At 52.2% G+C, this 22,537-nt stretch carries 21 protein-coding genes; 5 read left to right on the top strand and 16 right to left on the bottom strand.

Translation table 11 applies throughout. The features are described 5' to 3' along the window. Positions 1 to 35 precede the first annotated feature (35 nt). From pgi to zwf, 3 genes are all read right to left on the bottom strand, one after another. A complete protein-coding gene (gene pgi, locus BM025_RS12215) occupies positions 36 to 1,652 on the bottom strand; it encodes a glucose-6-phosphate isomerase (protein ID WP_085849847.1) in 1,617 nt (538 codons plus the stop codon). A gap of 110 nt (positions 1,653 to 1,762) precedes the next feature. Next, positions 1,763 to 2,434: a 6-phosphogluconolactonase gene (pgl, locus tag BM025_RS12210; RefSeq protein ID WP_085849846.1), complete on the bottom strand. Its 672-nt coding sequence runs from the start codon at positions 2,432 to 2,434 to the stop codon at positions 1,763 to 1,765. Continuing rightward, on the bottom strand, positions 2,431 to 3,882 hold the full coding sequence (gene zwf / locus BM025_RS12205; RefSeq protein ID WP_085849845.1) for a glucose-6-phosphate dehydrogenase: 1,452 nt from the start codon (positions 3,880 to 3,882) through the stop codon (positions 2,431 to 2,433). Before zwf ends, pgl begins: the two co-directional genes overlap by 4 nt. A gap of 285 nt (positions 3,883 to 4,167) precedes the next feature. Between zwf and BM025_RS19215 the strand changes: the two genes are divergently transcribed. Continuing rightward, positions 4,168 to 4,326 carry a hypothetical protein gene (locus BM025_RS19215; RefSeq protein ID WP_170842188.1) on the top strand — a complete coding sequence of 53 codons (159 nt, stop codon included), beginning with the start codon at positions 4,168 to 4,170 and terminating at the stop codon, positions 4,324 to 4,326. A gap of 8 nt (positions 4,327 to 4,334) precedes the next feature. On the opposite strand, the gene BM025_RS12200 is transcribed toward BM025_RS19215, so the two are convergent. The 5 genes from BM025_RS12200 to BM025_RS12180 form a co-directional block, all read right to left on the bottom strand. After that, positions 4,335 to 4,919, bottom strand: a complete 585-nt coding sequence (locus tag BM025_RS12200) for an HNH endonuclease (RefSeq protein WP_085849948.1) — start codon at positions 4,917 to 4,919, stop codon at positions 4,335 to 4,337. Positions 4,920 to 5,497: 578 nt separating this feature from the next. Continuing rightward, the gene (locus BM025_RS12195; protein ID WP_085849844.1) at positions 5,498 to 6,163 is read right to left on the bottom strand and encodes an alpha/beta hydrolase; all 666 of its coding nucleotides are present in this window, start codon (positions 6,161 to 6,163) and stop codon (positions 5,498 to 5,500) included. Next, positions 6,163 to 6,804 (bottom strand): DNA-3-methyladenine glycosylase family protein, encoded by a 642-nt coding sequence (locus BM025_RS12190; RefSeq protein ID WP_085849843.1) that lies wholly within the window; start codon positions 6,802 to 6,804, stop codon positions 6,163 to 6,165. Before BM025_RS12190 ends, BM025_RS12195 begins: the two co-directional genes overlap by 1 nt. Then, positions 6,783 to 7,514, bottom strand: coding sequence for a cobalt-precorrin-6A reductase (locus tag BM025_RS12185; RefSeq protein ID WP_085849842.1), 732 nt, complete (start codon positions 7,512 to 7,514; stop codon positions 6,783 to 6,785). The genes BM025_RS12190 and BM025_RS12185 overlap by 22 nt, the downstream gene beginning before the upstream one ends. Positions 7,515 to 7,526: 12 nt before the next feature. Further along, positions 7,527 to 8,582: a cobalt-precorrin-5B (C(1))-methyltransferase gene (locus tag BM025_RS12180; protein WP_085849947.1), complete on the bottom strand. Its 1,056-nt coding sequence runs from the start codon at positions 8,580 to 8,582 to the stop codon at positions 7,527 to 7,529. A gap of 116 nt (positions 8,583 to 8,698) precedes the next feature. Here BM025_RS12180 and cobA point away from each other — a divergent pair, with 116 nt between their 5' ends. The 3 genes from cobA (at position 8,699) to BM025_RS12165 (ending at position 12,171) form a co-directional block, all read left to right on the top strand. Then, a complete protein-coding gene (gene cobA, locus BM025_RS12175; protein WP_085849841.1) occupies positions 8,699 to 9,559 on the top strand; it encodes a uroporphyrinogen-III C-methyltransferase in 861 nt (286 codons plus the stop codon). After that, positions 9,556 to 10,854: a cobyrinic acid a,c-diamide synthase CobB gene (locus BM025_RS12170; protein ID WP_085849840.1), complete on the top strand. Its 1,299-nt coding sequence runs from the start codon at positions 9,556 to 9,558 to the stop codon at positions 10,852 to 10,854. The genes cobA and BM025_RS12170 overlap by 4 nt, the downstream gene beginning before the upstream one ends. Before the next feature lie 102 nt (positions 10,855 to 10,956). Further along, a complete protein-coding gene (locus tag BM025_RS12165; RefSeq protein ID WP_085849839.1) occupies positions 10,957 to 12,171 on the top strand; it encodes an MFS transporter in 1,215 nt (404 codons plus the stop codon). 22 nt (positions 12,172 to 12,193) lie between these two features. Here BM025_RS12165 and BM025_RS12160 read toward each other — a convergent pair whose 3' ends face one another. The 6 genes from BM025_RS12160 to BM025_RS19510 form a co-directional block, all read right to left on the bottom strand. Continuing rightward, entirely contained in the window at positions 12,194 to 13,063 is an 870-nt protein-coding gene (locus tag BM025_RS12160; protein WP_085849838.1) for an NUDIX domain-containing protein, read from the bottom strand. Beyond that, positions 13,054 to 13,494, bottom strand: a complete 441-nt coding sequence (locus BM025_RS12155; protein WP_085849837.1) for a TrgA family protein — start codon at positions 13,492 to 13,494, stop codon at positions 13,054 to 13,056. Before BM025_RS12155 ends, BM025_RS12160 begins: the two co-directional genes overlap by 10 nt. Positions 13,495 to 13,500: 6 nt before the next feature. Continuing rightward, a complete protein-coding gene (locus tag BM025_RS12150) occupies positions 13,501 to 14,745 on the bottom strand; it encodes an SAM-dependent methyltransferase (protein ID WP_085849836.1) in 1,245 nt (414 codons plus the stop codon). Positions 14,746 to 14,854: 109 nt separating this feature from the next. Then, the gene (locus BM025_RS12145; RefSeq protein WP_085849835.1) at positions 14,855 to 16,255 is read right to left on the bottom strand and encodes a cryptochrome/photolyase family protein; all 1,401 of its coding nucleotides are present in this window, start codon (positions 16,253 to 16,255) and stop codon (positions 14,855 to 14,857) included. A 79-nt stretch (positions 16,256 to 16,334) separates the two neighbouring features. Further along, positions 16,335 to 18,158, bottom strand: coding sequence for an ABCB family ABC transporter ATP-binding protein/permease (locus BM025_RS12140; RefSeq protein ID WP_085849834.1), 1,824 nt, complete (start codon positions 18,156 to 18,158; stop codon positions 16,335 to 16,337). Positions 18,159 to 18,327: 169 nt separating this feature from the next. Continuing rightward, positions 18,328 to 19,887 (bottom strand): LysM peptidoglycan-binding domain-containing protein, encoded by a 1,560-nt coding sequence (locus tag BM025_RS19510; protein ID WP_085849833.1) that lies wholly within the window; start codon positions 19,885 to 19,887, stop codon positions 18,328 to 18,330. 118 nt (positions 19,888 to 20,005) lie between these two features. Here BM025_RS19510 and BM025_RS12130 point away from each other — a divergent pair, with 118 nt between their 5' ends. Beyond that, complete coding sequence (locus tag BM025_RS12130) at positions 20,006 to 20,566, top strand: LOG family protein (protein ID WP_085849832.1); 561 nt, start codon at positions 20,006 to 20,008, stop codon at positions 20,564 to 20,566. On the opposite strand, the gene rarD is transcribed toward BM025_RS12130, so the two are convergent. Beyond that, a complete protein-coding gene (gene rarD / locus BM025_RS12125; protein ID WP_085849831.1) occupies positions 20,503 to 21,474 on the bottom strand; it encodes an EamA family transporter RarD in 972 nt (323 codons plus the stop codon). The two genes, BM025_RS12130 and rarD, sit on opposite strands and share 64 nt — an antisense overlap. 166 nt (positions 21,475 to 21,640) lie before the next feature. Beyond that, positions 21,641 to 22,243 (bottom strand): superoxide dismutase, encoded by a 603-nt coding sequence (locus BM025_RS12120; protein WP_085849830.1) that lies wholly within the window; start codon positions 22,241 to 22,243, stop codon positions 21,641 to 21,643. Positions 22,244 to 22,537 lie beyond the last annotated feature (294 nt).

The following is a 22,537-nucleotide window of genomic DNA, read 5'->3' as shown; positions in this document are numbered from 1 at the left end:
ACGCTGCGGGCTTATTGAATTGAAACGTATCGTTTTTAGACTTGCAAAAACTTCACAAGATTCAACGTTGACCCATCTTTGCCAGCACCATCTTGCGTGCCAGCCACAACAGGTTGCAGCGCCACGGCAAGTTCTTTGCCAAGCTCTACCCCCCATTGGTCAAACGAATTGATACCCAAAATCACGCCTTCAACAAAAACGCGGTGCTCATACAAAGCGATGATTTGCCCCAAAACATAGGGCGTTAAGAGGTCATAGGCTAATGTAGTTGTCGGGCGGTTGCCAGGGAACACACGGTGGCGTGCTTGGCGTTCTAATTCGTCGCCCTCGACACCTTTTGCACTCATGATCGCGCGCGCTTCGTCCAAAGATCGCCCCCGCAAGAGAGCTTCGGATTGGGCTAAACAGTTTGAGACAAGCAGTTCGTGCTGATGCTCCAACCCTTTTTCATGACCATAGCGCGCCACCATGAATTCACATGGAATGACACGGGTGCCTTGGTGAATAAGTTGGTAGAACGCGTGTTGGCCATTGGTGCCCGGCTCGCCCCAGACGACTGGCCCAGAATTAAATGGTAAATCTTCGCCGTCCATAGAGACGCGTTTGCCATTACTTTCCATTTCAAGCTGCTGTAAATAAGCAGGCAAGCGCACAAGGCGTTGTTCGTAGGGCAAAACAGCGCGGGTCGCGTGACCGCAGATCTGGTTGTGCCAAATCCCTGTCAAAGCCAGCAGCGCGGGTAGGTTTTCATCCCATGGTGCGGTTTTGAAATGGACGTCCATGGACTGCGCACCGCGCAAGAATTTTGCGAAATTTTGCGGCCCAATCGCAATCATCAATGGCAGACCAATCGGCCCCCAGACAGAATAACGCCCACCAACCCAATCCTCGAACCCGAAGACAAGATCAGGATCAATACCAAACGTGGCCGTTTTATCGCGTGCGGTGGACAAGGCTGCAAAGTGGTGGGAAATGCCTTCTTCGCCAGTGCTGGCCAATAGCCATTTCTTTGCTGTCTCGGCATTGGTCATTGTTTCAATAGTGGTGAATGTTTTGGACGCAACAATCACCAGCGTTGTCAGCGGGTTAAGTCCTCGCAAAACATCATGGATATGAGCGCCATCCACATTCGATACAAAATGGCACCGCGGACCGTCGATGTAGGGTTTCAAGGCTTCATAGGCCATCACCGGCCCCAAATCAGAGCCGCCGATCCCGATGTTTACGACATCTTGAAAGGCCGCACCTGAGAACGACGTAATCTCGCCACGGCGCACGCGATCTGCAAAATCATCCATACGCGCCAAAGTGCGGCGCACACCGTCCATGACGCCAGCGCCATCAACAAAGATGTCATCCCCATCAAGATTGCGCAAAGCCGTGTGCAAGACTGCGCGGCCTTCGGTGTCATTGATTTTATCACCACTGAACATCGCGTCGCGTTTGCCTGCCACGCCCGCAGTATCCAAAAGACCAATCAAAGCGGCTTTTTGATCGGCATCTATGTTGGTTTTGGAGTAGTCAAAAAGCAATCCATCGGATGTCGCAGAAAAGGACTGTGCGCGTGCGTCATCTGCAGCGAACAAATCCAGAATATGACGATCTTTTGCCGCGGTTTGCAGTGATTTCAATCCAGAAAAATCAACAGGCATGGTATCTCCTATCAAGGCACAGCCTTGTTTAGCCTAAAACAATTTATGCTCTCCTAATATTTAGAAGGCGCATAAAAATGACAGGTCACTTCTGTGCCCTGCCACTGAGGTTACGGGGCCCAGTGCACTTGTGCGTCTTGCAAAAATGCTGCAATTGGCGCCTCAAGTGGGGTTAATTTTTGCGCACGTTCAAGCGCAGCACGTTTGTCGGGACCTGTGATCAGAATGTGCGTGGAAACTGCTGATTTCAATGCCTTAGCTGACAATGTTATCCGGGGTTCCGGCGCGCCGGGGGCACGCATCGCAAGCAAAGTCGGGGCTGCGTCAGACAAGCCCAGTTCAAGTTGATCTGCACCGGGGAACAGGCTGGCGGTGTGCATATCTGTGCCCATGCCAAGCACCAAAACATTCAGTGGTAGCGCCGCCTCAACAGCGGGCATCAAACCGTTCAACCCCTCTTCGGGAGTTGCAACATCAGTGTGAAGTGGAATCAAATTGGCCCCAGCTGCAGCGCCCGTCACCAAGCGTCGTTTAAGCAGTGCGGTGTTTGAACGTTCCGAGCTTTCAGGCACCCAGCGTTCGTCATTGAGCAGCACATCAACGCGGTCCCACGCCAAATTTACCCCAGACAGCGTATCAAAAATCGGCCCCGGCGTTGTCCCGCCCGGCACACACAAAGACGCACGGTCGGAATGTTCTAGCGCGGTGGCCAATTCGCCAGCAATGATATCAGCCAGATCAAGCATCAATGCGTCGCGGTCTGTGTATTCAATAAACTTCATTCTTTGATCTCCCGCCAGACACGGTTTTCACGTTTGAGCATCAAGGCCGCATCATCAGGGCCAGCAGAGCCGACATCATAGAGTTTCGGCACATCATTGCGCGCTGTCCAACCGTTGATCAGTGGATCGGTCCACGCCCATGCTGCTTCTACTTCATCGCCACGCATAAACAGGGTTTGGTTGCCACGGATCACATCCATGATCAGGCGCTCGTAGGCGTCCGGCACATCATCCTCATCACCCAAAGCGTCAGCAAAAGACATATCCAGCGGCACATCCACAAGACGCATCCCACCGGGGCCAGGTTCTTTGATGGTGACTTGCAACGTCATGCCCTCATTAGGCTGCAAACGAATGCGCAACACATTGGCGTGCTTGCCAGCTTCCTCGCCAAAAATGGAATGCGGTGTGTCTTTGAACACCACTGCGATTTCCGATGCGCGGGCTTTCAGTTTCTTGCCTGTGCGGATGTAAATGGGTGTATTGGCCCACCGCCAATTGGCAATCATACAGCGCAGCGCGATATAGCTTTCTGTGCGCGATTTAGGATCACCGGCATCTTCGCGGTACGATTGTTCTGTGTCTGTTGCATCATATTGACCGCGCACGATGTGATGGGGGGCAATAGGTTCCAACGCGCGGATAACTTTAAGTTTTTCGTCGCGTACGGCGTCAGGATCATACTTGCTAGGCGGTTCCATTGCGATCAAACACAACAGTTGCATCAAGTGGTTTTGTACCATGTCGCGCATCGCGCCTGCCCGGTCGTAATATTCGCCACGCCCACCAACACCAACTGTTTCGGCCACTGTGATTTGAATGTGATCAATGTATTGCGCATTCCACAACGGTTCGAACAAAATATTGCCAAAGCGCACAGCCATCAGGTTTTGCACGGTTTCTTTGCCAAGGTAGTGATCGATACGGTAAATCTGTGTTTCGTCGAAATGCGCCGCCAAATCGGCGTTCAACGCTTTCGCGGTTTCCAAATCACGGCCAAAGGGTTTTTCAACCACAATGCGGCTGTCTTGATCGGAAATCCCTTTCAGATGCAAGCGCTCTGCAATAGCGCCAAACAATTTGGGAGCCACTGAAAAATAGAATGCTTTGACGATACCGTCGCGCATCAAATCCTTTAGCTCAGACCAGCCGCCCTCGCCCATAACATCAATGGTGACATAGTGAAGTTGCGCCAAAAACTGTTCGATCTTTTGCTCGTCGCAGTCGTTTTTTTCCGAAAACTCATGGATCGCATCGCGGACCATATCGCGAAATTCTGGCGTGCCAAAATCCGAGCGGGCTGCGCCGATAATGCGCGCCTCAGCTGGCATTTGACCGGCACAAAACCGTCTGTACAAACCGGGTAAAATTTTGCGACGGGCCAAATCGCCCGTGCCCCCAAAAATCACCAAATCGAAATCGTCGACTGGAATGACGCGTGAAACCATGATGTGTCTCCTTTGTGCGCTACAGCGGCGCTTTGTCTGGGCTTGCCGCCTTCACCTATGTGTTTGACGCTGCGAAAAGGCTATTTAAAGTGTCGTTAGCGCTAACGTGTTGGGTTTATCTGCCCTGCCAAATAAAGTCTAGCACCCGTTTCGGCATTCGTCCTCTATTCAATTTGGCATGCCATATACAACAATTTCACAATCGTGTTGATTGGGATAAACACCCTTTTCTACAAGCATTAAAAATGCATACCACGGTTGAAACCAGTCACAATGGGCGAACGTATGAAAGACTTTGACGCACAGCATCCTTCTTGGCCGCATGGTGAAAAATTCATCGACCCTAAAGTGACAACCAAAGGCGACACCCGTGCAACAGTGGCTTTGAGCAATCCGCATTGTGTCAAGTTTTACGTTTTGGGCGGCGCGTCTTGTTCGGCATAGACCTGAAGCTAAGCTTCCAGTTCTGAATCCCAGTACAGAAAATCGATCCAACTGTCGTGCAGGTGGTTTGGCGGGAATTTCCGCCCCACATTGCGCAATTGTTCGCATTCCGGCGCGCGCGGTGTTTTGCGCAGATGCATGCCTATTTGGCGCAACGATTTAGACCCTTTGCGCAAATTGCACTTTTGACAGGCCGCCACGACGTTTTCCCATGATGTGATCCCGCCCCGTGCCCGTGGAATGACGTGATCAAAGGTTAGGTTGCCCTTGGATCCACAATACTGGCAGCAGAATTCATCGCGCAAAAATAAATTAAAGCGCGTGAAGGCCACGCGCTTTTGAGGTTTGACATAATCTTTGAGAACAACAACAGACGGGATTCTAATCTCGCGACTGGGGCTGCGCACCACTTGGTCGTATTGGGCCACAATTTCAACGCGGTCCAACCAAACCGCTTTTATGGCTTCTTGCCACGGCCATAAGGATAAAGGGTAATACGACAATGGCCGATAGTCGGCATTCAGCACCAAAGCGGGGTTTGCTTTGCGGGCATAGGGTTCTTTGACGAAGTCAGTTCTAAAGTCAGCGTCCATCACAGCGGCTCCAATTGCGCCTTGCATTCTGCAGGCCTGAGACTGAAATCCGCAGTAGGACTTCGTCCTAGACTTAATCACACTATATATCGGGGTTTGTTGCTGGCAAGCCCTCTATATATCGCGGGTCTTACGAGGGTATTTAGCCGCTGCAAATGACATGAATATGACGTATCGCACAAAAAAAGACCGCATGCGTAACATGCGATCCAATCAACTTAAATCATCAGCTATCAATTCGAACCACGGCTTGCTTTGCGCATGATGAACTGTGGTGACGAAACGGCCAGCCTAGCGACGCTTGTTTTGTACAGGTACGCGAATAGCGCGGCGTTGTGGCTGAGGACGACCAATGACACCTAAGCCCAAAACAACGAAAACTGCAGCGCTCAAAATGAAAAACATATCCATGGTATAGTCCCCTAACTGGTTGTTAATCGAAGCGTAACAATATGAAGAAGCGCGTCAAGCGGCATCGTCACAATACTGTTAAAATCCTAAATTTTTTCTAAATCCCACGTAGAAACTCTAAAAACCAAAGAAATAAGACGTTTTACAGCCCCATGCGCCCGCTGTGTTTACTCGTATCCAAGCTGTTCACGCAAAAACGCCAGCGCAACAGACAGACCATCAGGATCGATTCCATGCGCGGTGCCTTCCATCACATGGGCGTAGACCTTTTCAAACCCAGCAGCTTCAAGCGCTTGCACGGCATCGGGCATAGACTGCGATGGCACCACGTCGTCTTCGTCACCATGCGCCAGCAAAACTGGCATTTTAACGCGCATCTCATCCGTTAACATTTCTGGCTCCAGCAAGCGGCCTGAAAAACCGACAACGCCAGCCACGGCATCTTCGCGACGTGGTGCGACATGCAGGGCCATCATTGTTCCTTGGGAAAATCCGACAATTGCCATTTGTGCGGGCTCAAGATCAAGATCGACCAAGATATCGTCCAAATAGGCGTTTAATTCTGCCGCAGCGCGTTCCATGCCTGCGCTGGCTTCTTCTTCGGATGATCCATCAATCCAAGGGATAGGAAACCACTGGAAACCAGCGGGATTGCCAATGCACTGTTCCGGTGCATCTGGTGAATAGAACACAGTGTTGGGCATATGTTCCGCCATAGGATCAGCCAACCCCAAAAGGTCTGCGCCATTGGCGCCATAACCGTGTAAAAACACGACCACTGAGTGAGCCGAGCCTGATTGGCTTTCTTTAATCTTACTGTCGAGCACTGCCATCACCGTATTCCTTCGCGGGTTTTCACAACACGGTAATAGGCCCATAAAAGTCGCGCTGCAACAGACCTATAGGGTGCCCAGTCTTCAGCCAAAGCGCGCATTTGTTTTTCATTTGGCCGTGCGTCCAATTCAAACAAGATTTTAGCCGCCTCTTGTAGCGCCAAATCGTTGGCCGCGAACACATCTGCATGCCCCAATGAAAACATCGCATAAATCTCAGCCGTCCAGCGGCCTATGCCGTTTATTTGGGTCAAAATCGTGATGACCTGATCTGTGGGGGCGTGGCGCAGAGCATTAAAATCAAGATCCGCCGCAGCCAAAGCTTTGGCATATTTCACTTTTGGCCGCGATAACCCGCAAGCCCGCAGATCGTCATCGCTGGCGGTCAGAACATTGGCAGCCTTGTGCATATCTGCCGCACAGACACGAGACCAAATGGCATTGGCCGACGCTACAGAAACCTGCTGACTGACAATAGCAGACAGCAAAGGTTCAAACCCGTCAGATCGCAAACGTAAAGGCAAAGTGCCTGTTTGGGTCAATGCCACGGCAAACTGTGCGTGCATCACGGCCAAGCAATGGGCGTCTTGATCAACATCTGCCTGACAGGTGATCCGCCTCATCCGTGCTGTTCCGCCCATTCCAAAGCATCACAAACCTGTTCGCGTCGTTCAATCCCCACAGGCGCGTTGGGCCGCGTCATCATTGCCACGTGAATGCCCAAAGCGCGCGCGGCGGCCAATTTGGTTTTGCCAGAGGCCCCGCCAGCGTTTTTGACCACAAGCCAATCGGGTTTAAATTGTTCAAACGTCGCACGCTCTGATGCTTCCGAAAACGGTGGCCGACCGATGATCCATTCTCCCAAAGGATAGGGAAATGTCGCGTCAGGCGTATCAATCACACGGCACATCAGGTGACGATCTTGCAAATGGTCATAGTGCGACAGGCTTTGACGCCCCGTGGCCACAAACACGCGCGCGCCTTTTGGGATAAGACGGTCCAAATCCGCATAGCTGTCAGCGCGGTGCCACGAGTCCCCAGTGCGTGAAATCCATTGCGCGCGCTCGAACCGCAAATAGGGAATATCACGCTCGGCACAAATTTTGGCTGTGCGTGCGGTGATGTGTTCAGCGAATGGATGCGTGGCATCAATCACGGCGGTGATGTTTTCAGCGTCCAAATAGGCGTTAAACCCCTGTGCCCCGCCAAAGCCGCCACTGCGCGTCGGCACGCTCAAATCAAATGGATTGCGTGTTGCCCCCGCCAATGACGCGGTGCAGGCCAAACCCGCGTCTTTCATATAGCCCGCCAGATTGCGTGCCTCTGCCGTGCCCGCCAAAAGTAAAATCATAGAACATTCTTTCTAAGACGCCGTGGCCAAAATGGCCCCAGCGCGGTCGATAACCACAATATCATAGGAAATGGATGCGCCGTCAGTGGCGGTTTTAAAACGCGCATTGACGGTCTCAAGCGCTAATTCGGCAACGCTTTGGGCAAATACAGGCCCTGCAATCTGAGTGGCATCAAGCGCGGTATTGGCGGATGCGATGTCTGGCAGGCCAAGCCTGTCTGCCCAAAACGCCAAATCCACCTGCCCGCGTTTGGAATGCAAATCCATCGCGCCTTGGGCCAGCTTTGCCAGTTTGCCGATACCACCGCCGATGGTCACACGTTCAACAGGGTGTTTGACGAGGTATTTCAACATCCCACCAACAAAATCGCCCATGTCCAGCATTGCCGCATCACTCAGGTTATGGTGCGCTTGCACGATACGTTCTGATGTCGTGCCCGTACAGCCAGACAAATGCGTCAACCCTTCGGCGCGGGCCACGTCAATGCCGCGGTGAATGGATGCGATCCAAGCCGCGCAAGAAAACGGCCGCACAACGCCAGTGGTGCCAAGCACAGACAGGCCGCCAACAATGCCCAAACGCGGGTTCCATGTTTTCAGCGCGATGGTATCGCCATCAGGAATAGACACCGTGATCTCAATATCAGGCACCTGCCCTAAACGCGCGGCCATCTCGGTCACTTGCGCACGCATCATCTCACGCGGCACAGGGTTGATCGCGGGTTCACCCACCCCAATGGGCAGTCCTGCTTTGGTCACTGTGCCAACCCCTGCCCCCGCTTTAAATACAACGCCGCCGCTTGAACGCGACACACGCACCCGAATCTCAGCGCCGTGAGTGACATCAGGATCATCGCCTGCGTCTTTAATAATGCCGACCTCGGCCCAATCAGGACCAGACGTGGTATAAGACAACTCAAATTCGGGACGTTCGCCTTTGGGCAGCGTAATCCGTACTTTTTCGGGAAACCCCTCGCCCCACAGCGCCATCAACCCCGCACGCGTGGCTGCGGTGGCACAAGCGCCCGTGGTCCAGCCGCGGCGCAATGGTTTGGGATCATCTTTCATCACAGGGACTATAAAACGGGCCTGAGGCGAATTGCCATGCGTTTTCTTGTACACAGCCCCACAACAAGGCGCAGCAAAGCCTTTTACACAACCGCTCAGTCGGTCATAAATCGCATATGGAAGAATCAACACTCTCTTTACCGACTGGAAACTGGCCCACTTTAAAACCGGGCTGGGTGTGGCTGTGTGGCGCTGGGCCGGGCGATCCTGGTCTTATGACTGTTCATGCTATCAATGCGCTGCGTCAAGCGGATGTTATTGTCTACGATGCTTTGGTCGCGCCAGAGATTTTAGAGTGGGCACATCCCGACGCGGAAAAAATCTACGCGGGTAAACGTGGCGGCAAACCTTCGGCCAAACAAGCGGATATTTCGTTGCAATTGGTCGACTTGGCCAAAGCGGGCAAACGCGTGCTGCGCCTCAAAGGTGGCGATCCGTTTGTCTTTGGTCGTGGCGGTGAAGAAGCGCAAACCCTGATCCAACATGGCGTCAATGTGCGCATCGTGCCGGGCATTTCGGCGGGGATCGGCGGGCTGGCCTATGCGGGCATTCCTGTGACCCACCGCGATGTGAACCAAGCCGTTACCTTTGTCACCGGTCACGATCAAACTGGCGAAGTCACAAAAACGCTGGATTGGGATGCTCTGTCACGCGCCTCTGGCGTTTTGGTCATCTATATGGGCATGAAACATGCGCCCGCGATCCGTGATGGGTTGCTTGGTGCTGGGCGCAGTGTCGATGAACCTGTCGCGATTGTATCGCAAGCCACCACACCCGACCAAAAAGTGTTGGAAACCACGCTTGGCACCATGCTTGATGATATTGCCAATACCGAAATGGGCCCGCCTGCGATCATCTGCGTCGGCCGTTCTGTATTGATGCGACAAGTGTTGGATTGGCAAGCTTTGGAGCGCGGCGAAGCCCCCCGTAATCTTGATCCACTGGGACGCGGAAAACCCGCTGAAGAGCGCAATTGAGCCATGGCCTGCTCATTGCTGCACCAAGCTCTGGTGCTGGTAAAACAACAATAACACTGGGGCTTTTGCGCGCTTTAACACGGCGCGGCACTGCGGTGCGTGGCGCGAAATCCGGCCCCGATTACATTGATCCGCGCTTTCACGAAGCCGCCTGTGGCCAGCCTTGTTTTAATTTGGATGCTTGGGCGATGACGCCAGATCGCGTTGCCTCATTGGCGCAAGGTCGCAATTACCCACAAGACAGCACTTTAATCATTGAGGGCGCGATGGGCCTGTTTGATGGCGCGCCTCATCTTGATCCCGCGCGCGATGGCAAAGGCGCTTGTGCTGATTTGGCGCGACAGTTGAATATTCCGGTGATTTTGGTCGTGGATGCAGGGCGTATGGCGCAAAGCATCGCACCGCTTGTGGCGGGGTTTATCGGCCATGATCCAACCGTGAAAATTGCAGGGCTGATTTTAAACAACGTTGGGTCTGACCGGCACCGCGATATGCTTTTGCGCGCACTCAAACCGCTTGGCGTGACCATATTTGGCACAGTGCCACGCAGCCGAGCCATTGCTCATCCGGACCGTCACTTGGGCCTTGTGCAAGCCCGTGAACGCAGTGATTTGGACCAATTTCTTGAAGTCGCGGCCGATGTGATTGACGCTCATGTAGACGTTGCGGGTCTTATGGCCTGTGTGGCGAAAATCACCCCTGCCACATTCACCCCTCGCACCCTTCCGCCCGCGCAAACCATCGCTGTGGCGCAAGATGATGCCTTTGCCTTTGCCTACCCGCACCTTTTGCAAGATTGGCGCGATCAAGGGGCTGAAATTACAACATTTTCCCCCTTGGCTGATCAAGCGCCACCTCCTGCAGAATTGACCTATTTGCCGGGAGGGTATCCTGAATTGCACGCAGGGCGGTTGTCAAACAACCACCATTTCATGCAAGGCCTGCGCGAAGCGGCGGCACGGCGCGCGGTTTACGGCGAATGCGGCGGCTATATGGTTCTGGGCGATGGCATGATTGATGCCCAAGGACAGCGCCATAAAATGGCGGGACTTTTATCACTCGAAACCTCATTCGAAACTCGAAAGTTGCACCTGGGGTATCGCAAGGTACAGGCCGCCACAGGCCCCTTCAAAGGGGGATGGACCGCGCATGAATTTCATTATGCCACCACGCTAAAAGCAAATGGCACGCCACTGTTCACCGCCTGCGACGCAATGGAAACACAGCTTGCAGCCACGGGTCTGATAAACGGGTCTGTGGCGGGGTCTTTCATGCATTTGATCGATGCCGCATAAAGCCCCCTAAAAACGCACAGCCCTGCGACATGTTGCACGACTTCCCAAGGCCAATCTGCGACGTTAAACAGGGGCATATGCCCTAGTCCAGAAAGCGTTTCAATGTCCCATACTGCCCCCTATTCCGAGGCAAAAGCCAAACGAAACGTGTTCATTTTGGTGGCCGCTCAGGCATTTTTGGGCGCACAGATGGCAATGATTTTTACCATCGCGGGGCTTGCGGGGCAATCTTTGGCCTCGAACTTGTGTTTTGCGACCTTGCCGATCACAGCAACGGTTTTGGGATCGATGCTGTCGGCGACGCCCATGTCCAGTATTATGCAAAAACACGGGCGCAAAGTTGGCTTTTTCATCGGTGCGGGGGCTGGCGCAGTGGGCGCGGCCATTGGCGCTGTAGCGCTGTTACAACAAAACTTTTGGCTGTTTGTGCTCGGCGGGCTGCTCACAGGAGTGTATCAATCGTCCCAAGGGTTCTTTCGCTTTGCCGCCACAGATACTGCGTCCGAAGCATTTCGCCCCAAGGCAATTTCTTATGTGATGGCGGGCGGATTGGCATCGGCCATCATCGGCCCGCAATTGGTCAAACTGACAGCGCAGTCTATGATCGTGCCGTTTTTGGGCACCTATTTGGCAGTGATCGCGATTAACGTAATCGGCTCGTCGCTGTTTTTGTTCTTGGACATCCCAAAACCGCCCGTACCTAAAGAAGGTGAAAGCCTGGGGCGCAGTAAATTTGAATTGCTCAAAACGCCGCGCATTGCTGTGGCGATTATCGTTGGCATGGTGTCATACGCGTTGATGAACCTTGTCATGACCGCAACGCCTTTGGCTGTTGTCGGTTGTGGGTTCTCGCAAAACAGCGCGGCGGATGTGGTATCTTTTCACGTCTTGGCGATGTTCATTCCATCATTTTTCACGGGGTCTTTGATTGCGCGTTTTGGCGTGGAAAAAATCATGGCGATCGGATTGACCATCCTTGGAACGGCTGGGATCGTCGCCCTGTCTGGCGTGACGCTTGAAAACTTTTTCATCGCGTTGATCTTGCTTGGAATCGGATGGAATTTTGGCTTTATCGGTGCAACCGCGATGCTATCGTCGGCCCATGAACCATCTGAGCGTGGCCGTGTTCAAGGCATGAATGATCTTCTGGTGTTTGGCGGTGTGACCATTGCCTCGTTGGCGTCAGGCGGTTTGATGAACTGTTCTGGCGGCACGCCACAAGACGGATGGAGCGCGGTCAATATCGCGATGATTCCGTTGTTAACGCTGGCTGGTGCGGCGTTGATTTGGCTCTGGATGCAGCCCAAAAAAACGTAAAATCAACTAAGCTATGGGATAATTATGACGGGCAAAGACCGTCTTTATGCCGCGCCAACCAAAGTGCTGTCACCATAAGTGGCCCTGTGTCCAGCGCGCCTTGATCGACCAAAGTCAAAAGGTCCTCAAGACTTAAAATCTGGCTTGCGATATCTTCATGTTCTGTGTCTAAACCGCCAATTCCGACCACATTGTCGGGCAAATCCGCGATGCCAACATAGGACGTCACATATTCGGTCAGCGCACCGGGGGACGGGTAATACCCGCCAACGCAGTGCAGGTCACCAAGTGTGACACCCGCCTCTTCAACGGCTTCACGCCGCGCCGCATTTTCCAGAGTTTCCCCCGCATCCACACGCCCTGCAATAGGCTCTAAAAGCCAAGGGTGCTGATCACCACGCACAAATGGTCCGATACGAAATTGTTCAATCAAAAGAACACGTTGACGTATAGGATCAAAGGGCAGAACCGTGACAGAATCTGCCGATACAAACGTGGCGCGGTCCATTTGCGCTGACATTTTTCTATCAAATCGTTTGTGCGACAGTCTTAGATCTTCTACTGCGAAAAAATCAGAATAGGGATAGGTTTTGGTTGCAACATGGACATCCTCTACGCCGTGTCCCTTGCGATCAAGTGCAGTGCCCTGCCCCATAGGACGCCCTTTTTGGGCCAGCAAGCGACTGTTCGCCCGCACCAAAATCATGGCGCGCCGTTGCGACACCTTTTGGGCTGGCTCAAAGGGTTTATAGGCTAAAACCTCATGCGCGGCGGCGATGATCAATTCAGGCGTGATAAAAGAGTCTGCCCCGTTCAGTGCTGTCTGAAGGTATGTAAAATCATCGTCGGAAAACAGGTGTTTGATGCCTGCAAATGCAGAATTCAGGACCATTTTCTGGCCACCTTTTCCACCAAAAAACCGCCGAACATACCGCCAAAGATCAAGACTATTACCACATCATATTTAAACAAAAGCACAAAGTTTTGTTCCATAAGCGACACGCAACCCGTCAGCGCGTCCAACAGACCACCATAGCGATTGCGCAATGAGCGATGCAGCATTTCTTCGACCGAGAAATAAAACACACAGCACAAGACGATCAATATGACCGTCGTCAGTCCGTATCCATAAGCTGCAGACATGGTATCACCTGCGCGCGCGCCCGCAAATGTCCAACCAATAAACCCACCAAAAACTGCACAGATGGTGGTGAAATACCCCGTTTGCACACCCAGTGGCAGATAATTCAGCAGCAATTGCGCGCTAAACCATGCGACCAGTGCATACCAAAGAAAAGCTGCAAGTTTTGAGGCTGTGGGCATAGAAACTCATTTCGGTTTGGACATTGTGATTTGTGTTACATCGCAATTTCCACTGTGAAAGGTGGCAGCGCAAGAGGTGAGATAAAAATTCCACATTTTACGAAACTCTGTGTCAAATCCGAGCGCTGCAATGTCATCCCATTTATCATTAAACGTATCATGCCACAGGCGTAACGTTTTGCTGTAGCTTTCGCCAAATTCTTTGGACGTCTCGTAGCGCAAGCCAACCTGCACGATCTGTCTGCGCAAAGCCGTTGGGCTTGGCAACATTCCACCGGGGAAAATGTGTTTTTGGATGAAATCCACTGACTTGCGATAGGTTTCAAATCGACGATCTTGGACTGTGATGATTTGCAATGTCGCGCGCGCTGAAGGTTTGAGACATTTTTTCACGGTCTCAAAATAAATAGGCCAATATTTTTCCCCCACCGCCTCAAACATTTCAATCGACGCGATGCCATCGTATTGGCCTGTCTCGTCGCGGTAGTCTTGTAATTTGATCGTTACAAGGTGTGAAAGCCCTGCATTTTCAATACGCTTCGTGGCAAAATTAAACTGCTCTTGCGAGATGGTCAGACCCGTGACGCGCATGCCACGCTGACCCGCAGCGTATTCGGCAAATCCCCCCCAGCCGCAGCCAATTTCCAAAACATGATCACCCGCTTGAACGCCCATTTCATCCACCATCGACCGATACTTTGCGATCTGTGCCTCGGCCAAAGTTTCCTTTTGCGTTTCAAACAAAGCAGATGAATAGGTCATGGTTTCATCAAGCCATGTGCCATAAAACGCATTGCCCAAATCATAGTGATGCGAGATGTTTTTACGCGCTTGGCGTTTGGAATTTGAGTTGAGCCAATGACGCAAACGTTCATAGGCGCGCAGCAAACCCAGACCTGGAAACCCATCATACAATTCATCATTGTCGGCATGCACCAAGTCCATAAAGGCTTGCAAATCGGGCGTGTCCCAACCGCCTTGCACATAGTCTTCGCAAAACCCCAAATCGCCTTCGCGCACCAAACGTGCAAAGACGTCATCATTGTTCAACTGAACCACCGCGTGCGGTCCGTCCGCTATCCCTTTGGCGCGAAACACACGCCCATCGGTGAGCACAAAATCAAGCTGACCGCGCTCTAAACGTCTGATCACGTCGAACGCAACAGCAAAATACCGTGGCAAATTGCGCTGACCTTTTGCGCTGGTCAGAACTTGGGATTCATCGAACTCTGAGTTGGCATGATCAAGCATTTTGGACCCCTTTTTGTATCAAATCCACCTGTTGAACGGTGGTATGTTCGTCTAAATTGAGAAAAAATCAAGAACCGAGCCGCGTACAACGACTGTACAGCTGCTGCGGTTAACCAGATTTCGGCATATCGCTGTAAGCTGCCAAAGCCCGCAAACGCCCGTCATTCAATGGTGCAATCGGTGCAGGATAAGCTGCGTTATGATCTAACCCCCAACTGCGCGGCACCGCATTGAAATAGCTCAAAGCAGTCACGCTTGGCTCCGGCGTGTCTTCGGCAATCCAGCGGTCCAAATAGACGCCACGTTTGTCGAATTTATCGATCTGTCCGTCTGGATTAAATATACGAAAATAGGGGGAAGCATCAGGCCCACATCCTGCAACCCATTGCCATCCCATCGCATTTGCCGCCGGGTCCCAGTCGATCAGACACTCTTCAAACCAAGCACGTCCAACACGCCAATCGGTCAAAAGATGTTTGGTCAAATAAGATGCTGCAATCATGCGCGCGCGATTGTGCATCGTGCCGGTCACATACATTTCACGCATGGCCGCATCGACAAACCGCACCCCAGTGCGCCCGCGCCGCCATAGATTTGCATCCTTATTGTCGTCGCGCCATGGGAATTTTTCCCAGCCGGATCGAAAATTATCTTGGGGCAAATTTGGCACATAATAGAGTAAGTGATAGGCAAATTCGCGCCACACCAGTTCTTTCAAAAAATGTTCGGCCCCTTGTGCGCCTTCAAACAAAGCATGTTGACCTGCGTGCCAAATCTGGCGCGGCGAAATTTCACCATAAGTCAGGTTTTCCGACAGGCCAGAGCACACAGGCTCGGCAGGAAAATCCCGACGGGCTTTGTAATGGCCGATGTTTTCATCGATGAAATCGCCCAAACGATCCTGCGCGGCGCTCTCGCCTACGCGTGCATGAGCCAACACCACATCTGCCCCGCGATTCATCTCTGCGCCAAGGTGCCAACTCGTCAAATCATCGGTGGCAGGCGGGTCTGTAAATGTCAGCTTTGGGGTTGGCAAAGCACTTGGTATATCGCGCTCTTTCACGTTGCGCCAAAACGGAGTGTATACTTTGTAAAAACCGCCTTGTTTGGTCTGTGTTGTCCAAGGTTCGAACAGCAAATGCCCTTCAAAAGACTGTGTATCAACGCCAATCTCTTGCAAGCCAGTTTTGACGCGGGTGTCACGCGCAATTGAATCGGCATCATACAGGCGCGACCAATAGACAGCGGTTGCTCCAGTGTCTTGTATCAGAGATTTGAGGGCTTCAAGCGCATCCGAGCGGCGCAAAATCACCTGCCCGCCAAGTGCATTTATTTGCGCCATAAGGTGTTCAAGCCCCAGGCCAAGTCGCCATTTTGGCGCGGCCCCCAATGCTTCAACACTGGGGTCACAGATAAACACTGGTATCACGTGACCATTTCGCGCAGCAGCGCACAAAGCGGGATTGTCCGCGAGACGCATATCGCGCCGTATCCACCAAATTATTGTCATAACCTGCCCTAATTTTTACAGGATACGCATCAAGATCACCGTTGGATCACTTTTTGATATATTTCAAATGCCTAGGACATCACGCAGCTGCATCGCGGTCCTCAGCTTGTGCCGCCCACATGGCACTATATTTGCCGTGTTTTTCAAGCAAAACCTCATGCGTGCCACGCTCAATCACATGACCTTTTTCCAAAACGATGATCTCATCAGCATCGGCGACAGTAGACAGACGGTGCGCAATGGTGATCACGGTACGCCCTTCGCCAGCTGCCTTTAGAGCCCCCAGAATGTCGCGTTCGGTTTGGGTATCGAGTGCTGATGTGGCTTCGTCCAGCAGCAAAATTGGCGGGTCTTTCAGCAAGGTGCGCGCAATACCGACACGCTGTTTTTCGCCACCTGACAACTTGAGCCCCCGTTCGCCCACTTGGGTCTCATATCCCAGTGGAAGTTCCATGATAAAGTCATGAATTTGCGCCTTTTTCGCCGCTGCGATAATTTCGTCATGGGTCGCGTTGTCTTTGCCATAAGCGATATTATACAGCACCGTATCGTTGAACAGTACCGTGTCTTGCGGAACCACGCCAATCGCCGCATGTAGCGATTTTTGTGTGACATCGCGCACATCTTGACCGTCAATAGACAAACTGCCACCAGCGATATCGTAGAACCGAAATAGCATCCGCCCAATGGTCGATTTCCCCGCCCCAGACGGACCAACAACGGCCACTTTTTTGCCTGCGGGCACAGACAGATTTAGACCATTCAAAATAGGACGCTCGGGATCATATGCGAAATCCACATCTTTAAATTCAAGCGCCCCCCCTGTGACTTTGAGCGCAGTTGCATTGGGTGCGTCGATGACTTCAGCAGGTTGGCCCAAAAGTTCGAACATTTCTTCCATGTCCACCATAGATTGGCGGATATTACGGTACATCGACCCCAAGAAATTCAATGGCATGGTGATTTGGATCATATAAGCGTTGACCATCACGAAATCGCCCACGGTCATAGACCCGTTTTGCACCGCAAATCCGGCCAAAACCATCACAGCCACAAGACCAGAGGTGATGAAAAAGGACTGCCCAAAGTTCAAAAGCGCCAATGAATATTCTGTCTTCACAGCCGCTTTTTCATAAGCAGCCATGGCAGTATCATAACGTGCTATTTCGCGAGAATCTGCGTTGAAATATTTGACCGTTTCATAGTTCAACAGACTGTCGACGGCCTTTTGGTTGGCATCATTGTCTTGATCATTCATTTCCTTGCGAATTTTCACCCGCCATTCGGTCACCTTAAAGGTGTACAAAACATAGGTCGCGATCGTCCCCGCCACGACCATCAAATAGGACAGACCAAAAGCATTCCACAAAATGATCAGGATCATGCCCAATTCTAAGATCAGCGGAAATATACCAAACAGCAGCACGTTGAGCAAAAAGGCCACGCCTTTCACCCCCCGTTCAATGATACGGCTCAGGCCACCAGTCTTACGGGTTAGATGATAGCGCAGCGATAAAGCATGAATGTGTTCAAAGGTTTGCAAGGCGAGCTTGCGCAATGCCGACTGTCCGACAGGCGCAAAAATGGCATCGCGCAACTGTTGAAATCCGTTGGTCATCAAACGTGCCAGCCCATAGGCAACGGTCAACCCAATCGCGCCAAATACCAATAGCATTTCTGGGCGATCTGCCGTGCTGCCGCTCAACGCGTCCACAGCGAGTTTGTAAAAATATGGCGCACTGACGGAAATCAGTTTGGCCAGCACCATAAAGCACAAGGCAAACACCACCCGCACCCGCGCAGACCGGTTGTCGCGTGGCCACAGGTAAGGCGCCACTTGGCGCACGACGCTCCATCCGTTGTCGGGGCCTTTGGAACTGGTTATGGAGGGACGTGGGGACATGAAGGGGCCTTTGTGGGTAAGCGAAGGTGGGCAATTTGTCATCGCCACCACGGTCTTTGGGACGAACGACAAGGGGATCTATATAGGTCTCTTGCGGGCCAATAAAAAGGGGCAAACCAAAAGCTTACCCCTTTTCACCCGTTTCAAATAGACGACTAAAATTGTCGAATTAGTCTTTTGGCAAGACAAACACCTGACCAGGATAAATCAAATCGGGGTCTTGGATTTGGGCCGCATTTGCATCGAAAACACGGGCATATAAATGCCCCTGTCCGTATGTGTCGCTTGCGATGCCCCATAGTGTATTTCCAGGCTGCACGGTAACGGATGCAATCCGCGCTTGCGGTATGTTTTTTGGCGTTGGAGCTTGTGAAGCCGCGCTGTCAGAGGATGCATCCACCGCCTCGGGTGTCACTTGCGTGGGGTCTATCTGTTGTGGTTTCTCTTCGGGTTGATCCGTTGGAGTTTGTTCGACCTGTCCTGCTGCTAAGTCTGCCAAAACAGCGATATCTTCGCGCTTAAATGGTATCTCAACACGGTTTAGAACCTTGCCCGCGCCATCAATCATATCTGCACGCAACGTATAAAGACCTGTTGGCACATCCAATTGCACACGCCATTGACCATCCGCCCCAATCGGCGCATCGACCAAGGCCGTATTGTCCAAATACAATCGAACAGTGGCCCCAGAGCGCCCGCGCCCAGAGGCATAGACTGCGCCTTGTGGATCATAGGTGATCGCATCGATACTCACACCTTCGATGGGAGTGGCAGACTGTAAAATTTTGATACCTGTGCTATCAGCCTGCATCACAGTTGGTGCTACTTTGGGAGCAACATCTTGGACCAACACTGGCGCATCCGTACCGCTTGGTTTTGGGACAGGCGTGCTGTTCTCTGACTGTGGGGCCACATCTGCTGTGGTTGCTTCGCTTGGTGTATTTAATTCGTCTGAGGTTTGAGTTGTCTCGACTTGCGCCACTTGCGCCACGACCTGCGGGGCTGCTTGAGCAACCACCAAAGGCGCGGGCTCAGACGGGGCAACAAAGGGCGCAATCACGATCGCCCCTGCGGAAAACACCTGTGCATCACCGACTTGTGCGGCGACTTGCAGTTCACGCGGCCGCTCTTCAGGTGCAACTTCGAACAAAGCGACAAATTCACCGCTGCCACTTGTCTTGGCTCGCGCCACTTCGACACCATCAACGAAAATCACAATATCAGAACCAGCGTCAGCGCGCCCAGCGATTGTCGAAATTCCTTCTGGAGGAATGCGCACGATATCAATGCTTGGCGCCGCGATAACAGGAACAGCTTGAGGAGTTGGATCATCTGCGGGCTGTATGGCTGGCGTATTTTCCGTCTGCGCAACTTGATTGCTGGGGGCAGTTTGGCTCGGAGCATCCATTGGTTTTTCAACAGGGTTTGCAAGCGGCATATCTGCCGTGTCTTGAACGGGCGCTGGCGTTGAAACCGTTGGGGTCTGTGCAACTGTTTGCGTTGTTTGTTCCGGCGCAGTTGCAACAGGTTTTGGATCAGGCGCAGCGTCCATGACAGGTTCAGCGACAGTTTCAGCACTGGTGTTAACGCTGGATGCATCCGGCGGCACAATATCCGCAGCATCTTGGCCACCTGTGTAGACGAAATATCCGATGGCCACAGCAATTGCAGCAGCCGACACCCCCACGACGGGCCGTGCCGCCGTGCCAAAGGCCTGTTTGAAAGGCATATTAATGTTCCCGTTTCCCTAAGTCCCCTCATCTTTTGAGAGGGGTTGAGCCACGGTAACAATGCGCCTAACAAGGGTCAAAGACTTCCTGCCCTTATTCACATCAAAGGACCGCAAAATGGCCGATTTTTCTCTATCTGTTTGTGTTTTTTGCGGTGCGCGCTCTGGTGGCAATCCAGACTATGCAAAAGCAGCACAAGATTTTGGCCGTGCGATTGCTGATGAAAACTGGCGATTGGTTTACGGTGCGGGGGATGTTGGATTAATGGGCGCTGTCGCGCGCGCCACCCAAGATGCAGGCGGTGCTACTTTTGGGGTGATCCCTGTGCACTTGCTTAAGCAAGAAGTGGGCAAGGCAGATTTGTCGACATTTGTGGTCACAGAAAATATGCATGAGCGTAAAAAAGTCATGTTCATGAACTGTGATGCTATCGTGGTATTGCCCGGCGGTGCGGGGTCTTTAGATGAGTTTTTCGAGGTGCTGACATGGAAACAAATCGGCCTACACACCAAACCAATTTATTTGCTGTCCGTAAACAATTACTGGGCTCCGCTTGAGGCGCTGATTGATCATGTAATCGCTGAAGGCTTTGCCTCTGACATCAACAAAAGCTTTTACAAAACAGTTTCTTCTGTCGAAGAACTGACCGCTGATTTGCGTGCAGTGCGTGCCAACTGACGTGCTTGGCGCTCTGTGCGCCATGCAGTCCATGTGAACAAGGCCAACCCCGTCCAAATCATCGGCAAAGCAATCATATGTGACAGGGTTATCACCTGACCAAACACCAGAACCGCTATAATCAATTGCAGTGTTGAATTGTGGTAATTGCCCAAACCCAAAACGATCATAGACACCCTGCGCGACGCGTAAGAAAACAAGATCAACGGCGTGCTGGTGACCAGCCCTGAAAAGATCAACAACAACGTGTTGGTCAGAGATAGGCCAAAGGCACCCGCAGGTTGCAACGCGGTGCCGCCCCAGCCCCAAATCTGGGCGCCGATCAAATAGATCAGCGCGATGGGCGCAAGTAATGTGGCCTCGGCCGCCATTGAAATCACAGGACCAACGGCCAATCCTTTTTTGATCGTGCCGTACATGACAAAACTGCCAGACATGGTCAGCGCCAACCACGGCGCCGCGCCAAGACCGATCGTCAAGACCACAACAGCAGCAAGCCCCAAAAGCATCGACACATATTGCAGCCCCTTAAGGCGCTCACCAAATACAGCAACGCCAATTCCAGCCGCCATCAGCGGAAAGATGTAATACGCGAGCGAGGCCTCAAGCGTTTGATCCGTTTGAATGGCGTAGATGAACAAAAACCAATTGAGCGACACAAACAGTGCAGCTGGGGCAATTCGGTACAACCCTTGTGTGCCGCTTTTGGGATGCAGCAAGAATGCCAGCTCTTTCAAACGGCCTTGCAGCACAACCAGTCCAGCGAACAGCACGAAAGACCAAAACGTCCGATGCGCCAGAACCTCAAGCCCAGGCACATGATTTACCTCGCGGTAATACAGCGCTGAGATGCCCCACAATGTGTAGGCCGCAAAAAGCGCGATAAATCCTTTGGTGTGTTCAGTCATAGGTGCAATTGGCTATATTCAGGCCCGCCCTGCAAGGGAAAAATGGTATACCAAAGCAGAAACCTGCGCACAGCCCCTCTGTAAAAATAGAACGCCGCACGCCATTAAAACAAAAAGGACGCCACATAGGGCGCCCTTTTCTTAGATCATGTTTATATCTAGGGGCTTAGCCCAAACGAGATGCAACATTTTCCCAGTTCACAAGCTTCTCAAGGAAGTTAGTGAGGTACACAGGGCGTTTGTTGCGGAAATCGATGTAGTAGGAATGTTCCCAAACATCACAACCTAACAAAGTTGTCTGGCCGAAACACACAGGGTTCACGCCGTTTTCAGTTTTGGTGACTTTCAAAGCACCGTCTGTGTCTTTGACCAGCCAAGCCCAACCTGAGCCGAATTGACCAGCGCCAGCAGCGCAGAATTGCTTTTTGAACTCATCGACAGAACCGAAGGATTCAACCAATGCTTTTTCAAGCTCAGTTGGCATCGCGTTGCCGTTTGGACCCATCATTTCCCAAAATTGGTTGTGGTTCCAAAGCTGAGAGATGTTGTTGAAAATGCCGTTTTGCGCGACAGAAGATTTGTCGTAAGTGCCCACGATGATCTCTTCGAGAGATTTGCCATCCCACTCAGTGCCAGCAATCGCAGCGTTCCCGTTGGTCACGTAAGCGTTGTGGTGCAGGTCGTGGTGAAATTCGAGCGTTTCAGCAGACATGCCAAGATCCGCAAGGGCGTCGTGTGCATATGGAAGATCTGGAAGTGAAAAGGCCATGATAAAGGCTCCCTTTAATGTGGTGCGTTGATTGCCCTATAGGTGAGGCTATGTGTGCGCGGGGTCAAGGGGCTGCGAGCCAAGTTGTGCGAATTTACCTCAACTGTACTTTAGCCCTTAGGATTTGTGCAACTTTCCGCGCAAATCTAAGGCAGTTCTCATGGGCTTGCTAGAGGCTTGCGGGGGTTTGCAGACCAAAACACCACGCAGATTGCCAAGCGCGCCATCAAGCGAGCCATAGAGTCACATCTGTTTGATAGGGGCTTTCGCACAAGATCATCCCCGTTTACACCT

This window comes from Pacificibacter marinus (genome assembly GCF_900109555.1).
Taxonomy (GTDB): Bacteria; Pseudomonadota; Alphaproteobacteria; order Rhodobacterales; family Rhodobacteraceae; genus Celeribacter; species Celeribacter marinus_C.
This window is presented reverse-complemented; position numbering and strand designations above follow the sequence as displayed.

Coding starts and splice junctions, on each gene's coding strand:
- pgi (WP_085849847.1), bottom strand. CDS start 1,652: ATGCCTGTTGATTTTTCTGGATTGAAATCACTGCAAACCGCGGCAAAA.
- pgl (WP_085849846.1), bottom strand. CDS start 2,434: ATGAAGTTTATTGAATACACAGACCGCGACGCATTGATGCTTGATCTG.
- zwf (WP_085849845.1), bottom strand. CDS start 3,882: ATGGTTTCACGCGTCATTCCAGTCGACGATTTCGATTTGGTGATTTTT.
- BM025_RS19215 (WP_170842188.1), top strand. CDS start 4,168: ATGAAAGACTTTGACGCACAGCATCCTTCTTGGCCGCATGGTGAAAAA.
- BM025_RS12200 (WP_085849948.1), bottom strand. CDS start 4,919: ATGGACGCTGACTTTAGAACTGACTTCGTCAAAGAACCCTATGCCCGC.
- BM025_RS12195 (WP_085849844.1), bottom strand. CDS start 6,163: ATGGCAGTGCTCGACAGTAAGATTAAAGAAAGCCAATCAGGCTCGGCT.
- BM025_RS12190 (WP_085849843.1), bottom strand. CDS start 6,804: ATGGGCGGAACAGCACGGATGAGGCGGATCACCTGTCAGGCAGATGTT.
- BM025_RS12185 (WP_085849842.1), bottom strand. CDS start 7,514: ATGATTTTACTTTTGGCGGGCACGGCAGAGGCACGCAATCTGGCGGGC.
- BM025_RS12180 (WP_085849947.1), bottom strand. CDS start 8,582: ATGAAAGATGATCCCAAACCATTGCGCCGCGGCTGGACCACGGGCGCT.
- cobA (WP_085849841.1), top strand. CDS start 8,699: ATGGAAGAATCAACACTCTCTTTACCGACTGGAAACTGGCCCACTTTA.
- BM025_RS12165 (WP_085849839.1), top strand. CDS start 10,957: ATGTCCCATACTGCCCCCTATTCCGAGGCAAAAGCCAAACGAAACGTG.
- BM025_RS12160 (WP_085849838.1), bottom strand. CDS start 13,063: ATGGTCCTGAATTCTGCATTTGCAGGCATCAAACACCTGTTTTCCGAC.
- BM025_RS12155 (WP_085849837.1), bottom strand. CDS start 13,494: ATGCCCACAGCCTCAAAACTTGCAGCTTTTCTTTGGTATGCACTGGTC.
- BM025_RS12150 (WP_085849836.1), bottom strand. CDS start 14,745: ATGCTTGATCATGCCAACTCAGAGTTCGATGAATCCCAAGTTCTGACC.
- BM025_RS12145 (WP_085849835.1), bottom strand. CDS start 16,255: ATGACAATAATTTGGTGGATACGGCGCGATATGCGTCTCGCGGACAAT.
- BM025_RS12140 (WP_085849834.1), bottom strand. CDS start 18,158: ATGTCCCCACGTCCCTCCATAACCAGTTCCAAAGGCCCCGACAACGGA.
- BM025_RS19510 (WP_085849833.1), bottom strand. CDS start 19,887: ATGCCTTTCAAACAGGCCTTTGGCACGGCGGCACGGCCCGTCGTGGGG.
- BM025_RS12130 (WP_085849832.1), top strand. CDS start 20,006: ATGGCCGATTTTTCTCTATCTGTTTGTGTTTTTTGCGGTGCGCGCTCT.
- rarD (WP_085849831.1), bottom strand. CDS start 21,474: ATGACTGAACACACCAAAGGATTTATCGCGCTTTTTGCGGCCTACACA.
- BM025_RS12120 (WP_085849830.1), bottom strand. CDS start 22,243: ATGGCCTTTTCACTTCCAGATCTTCCATATGCACACGACGCCCTTGCG.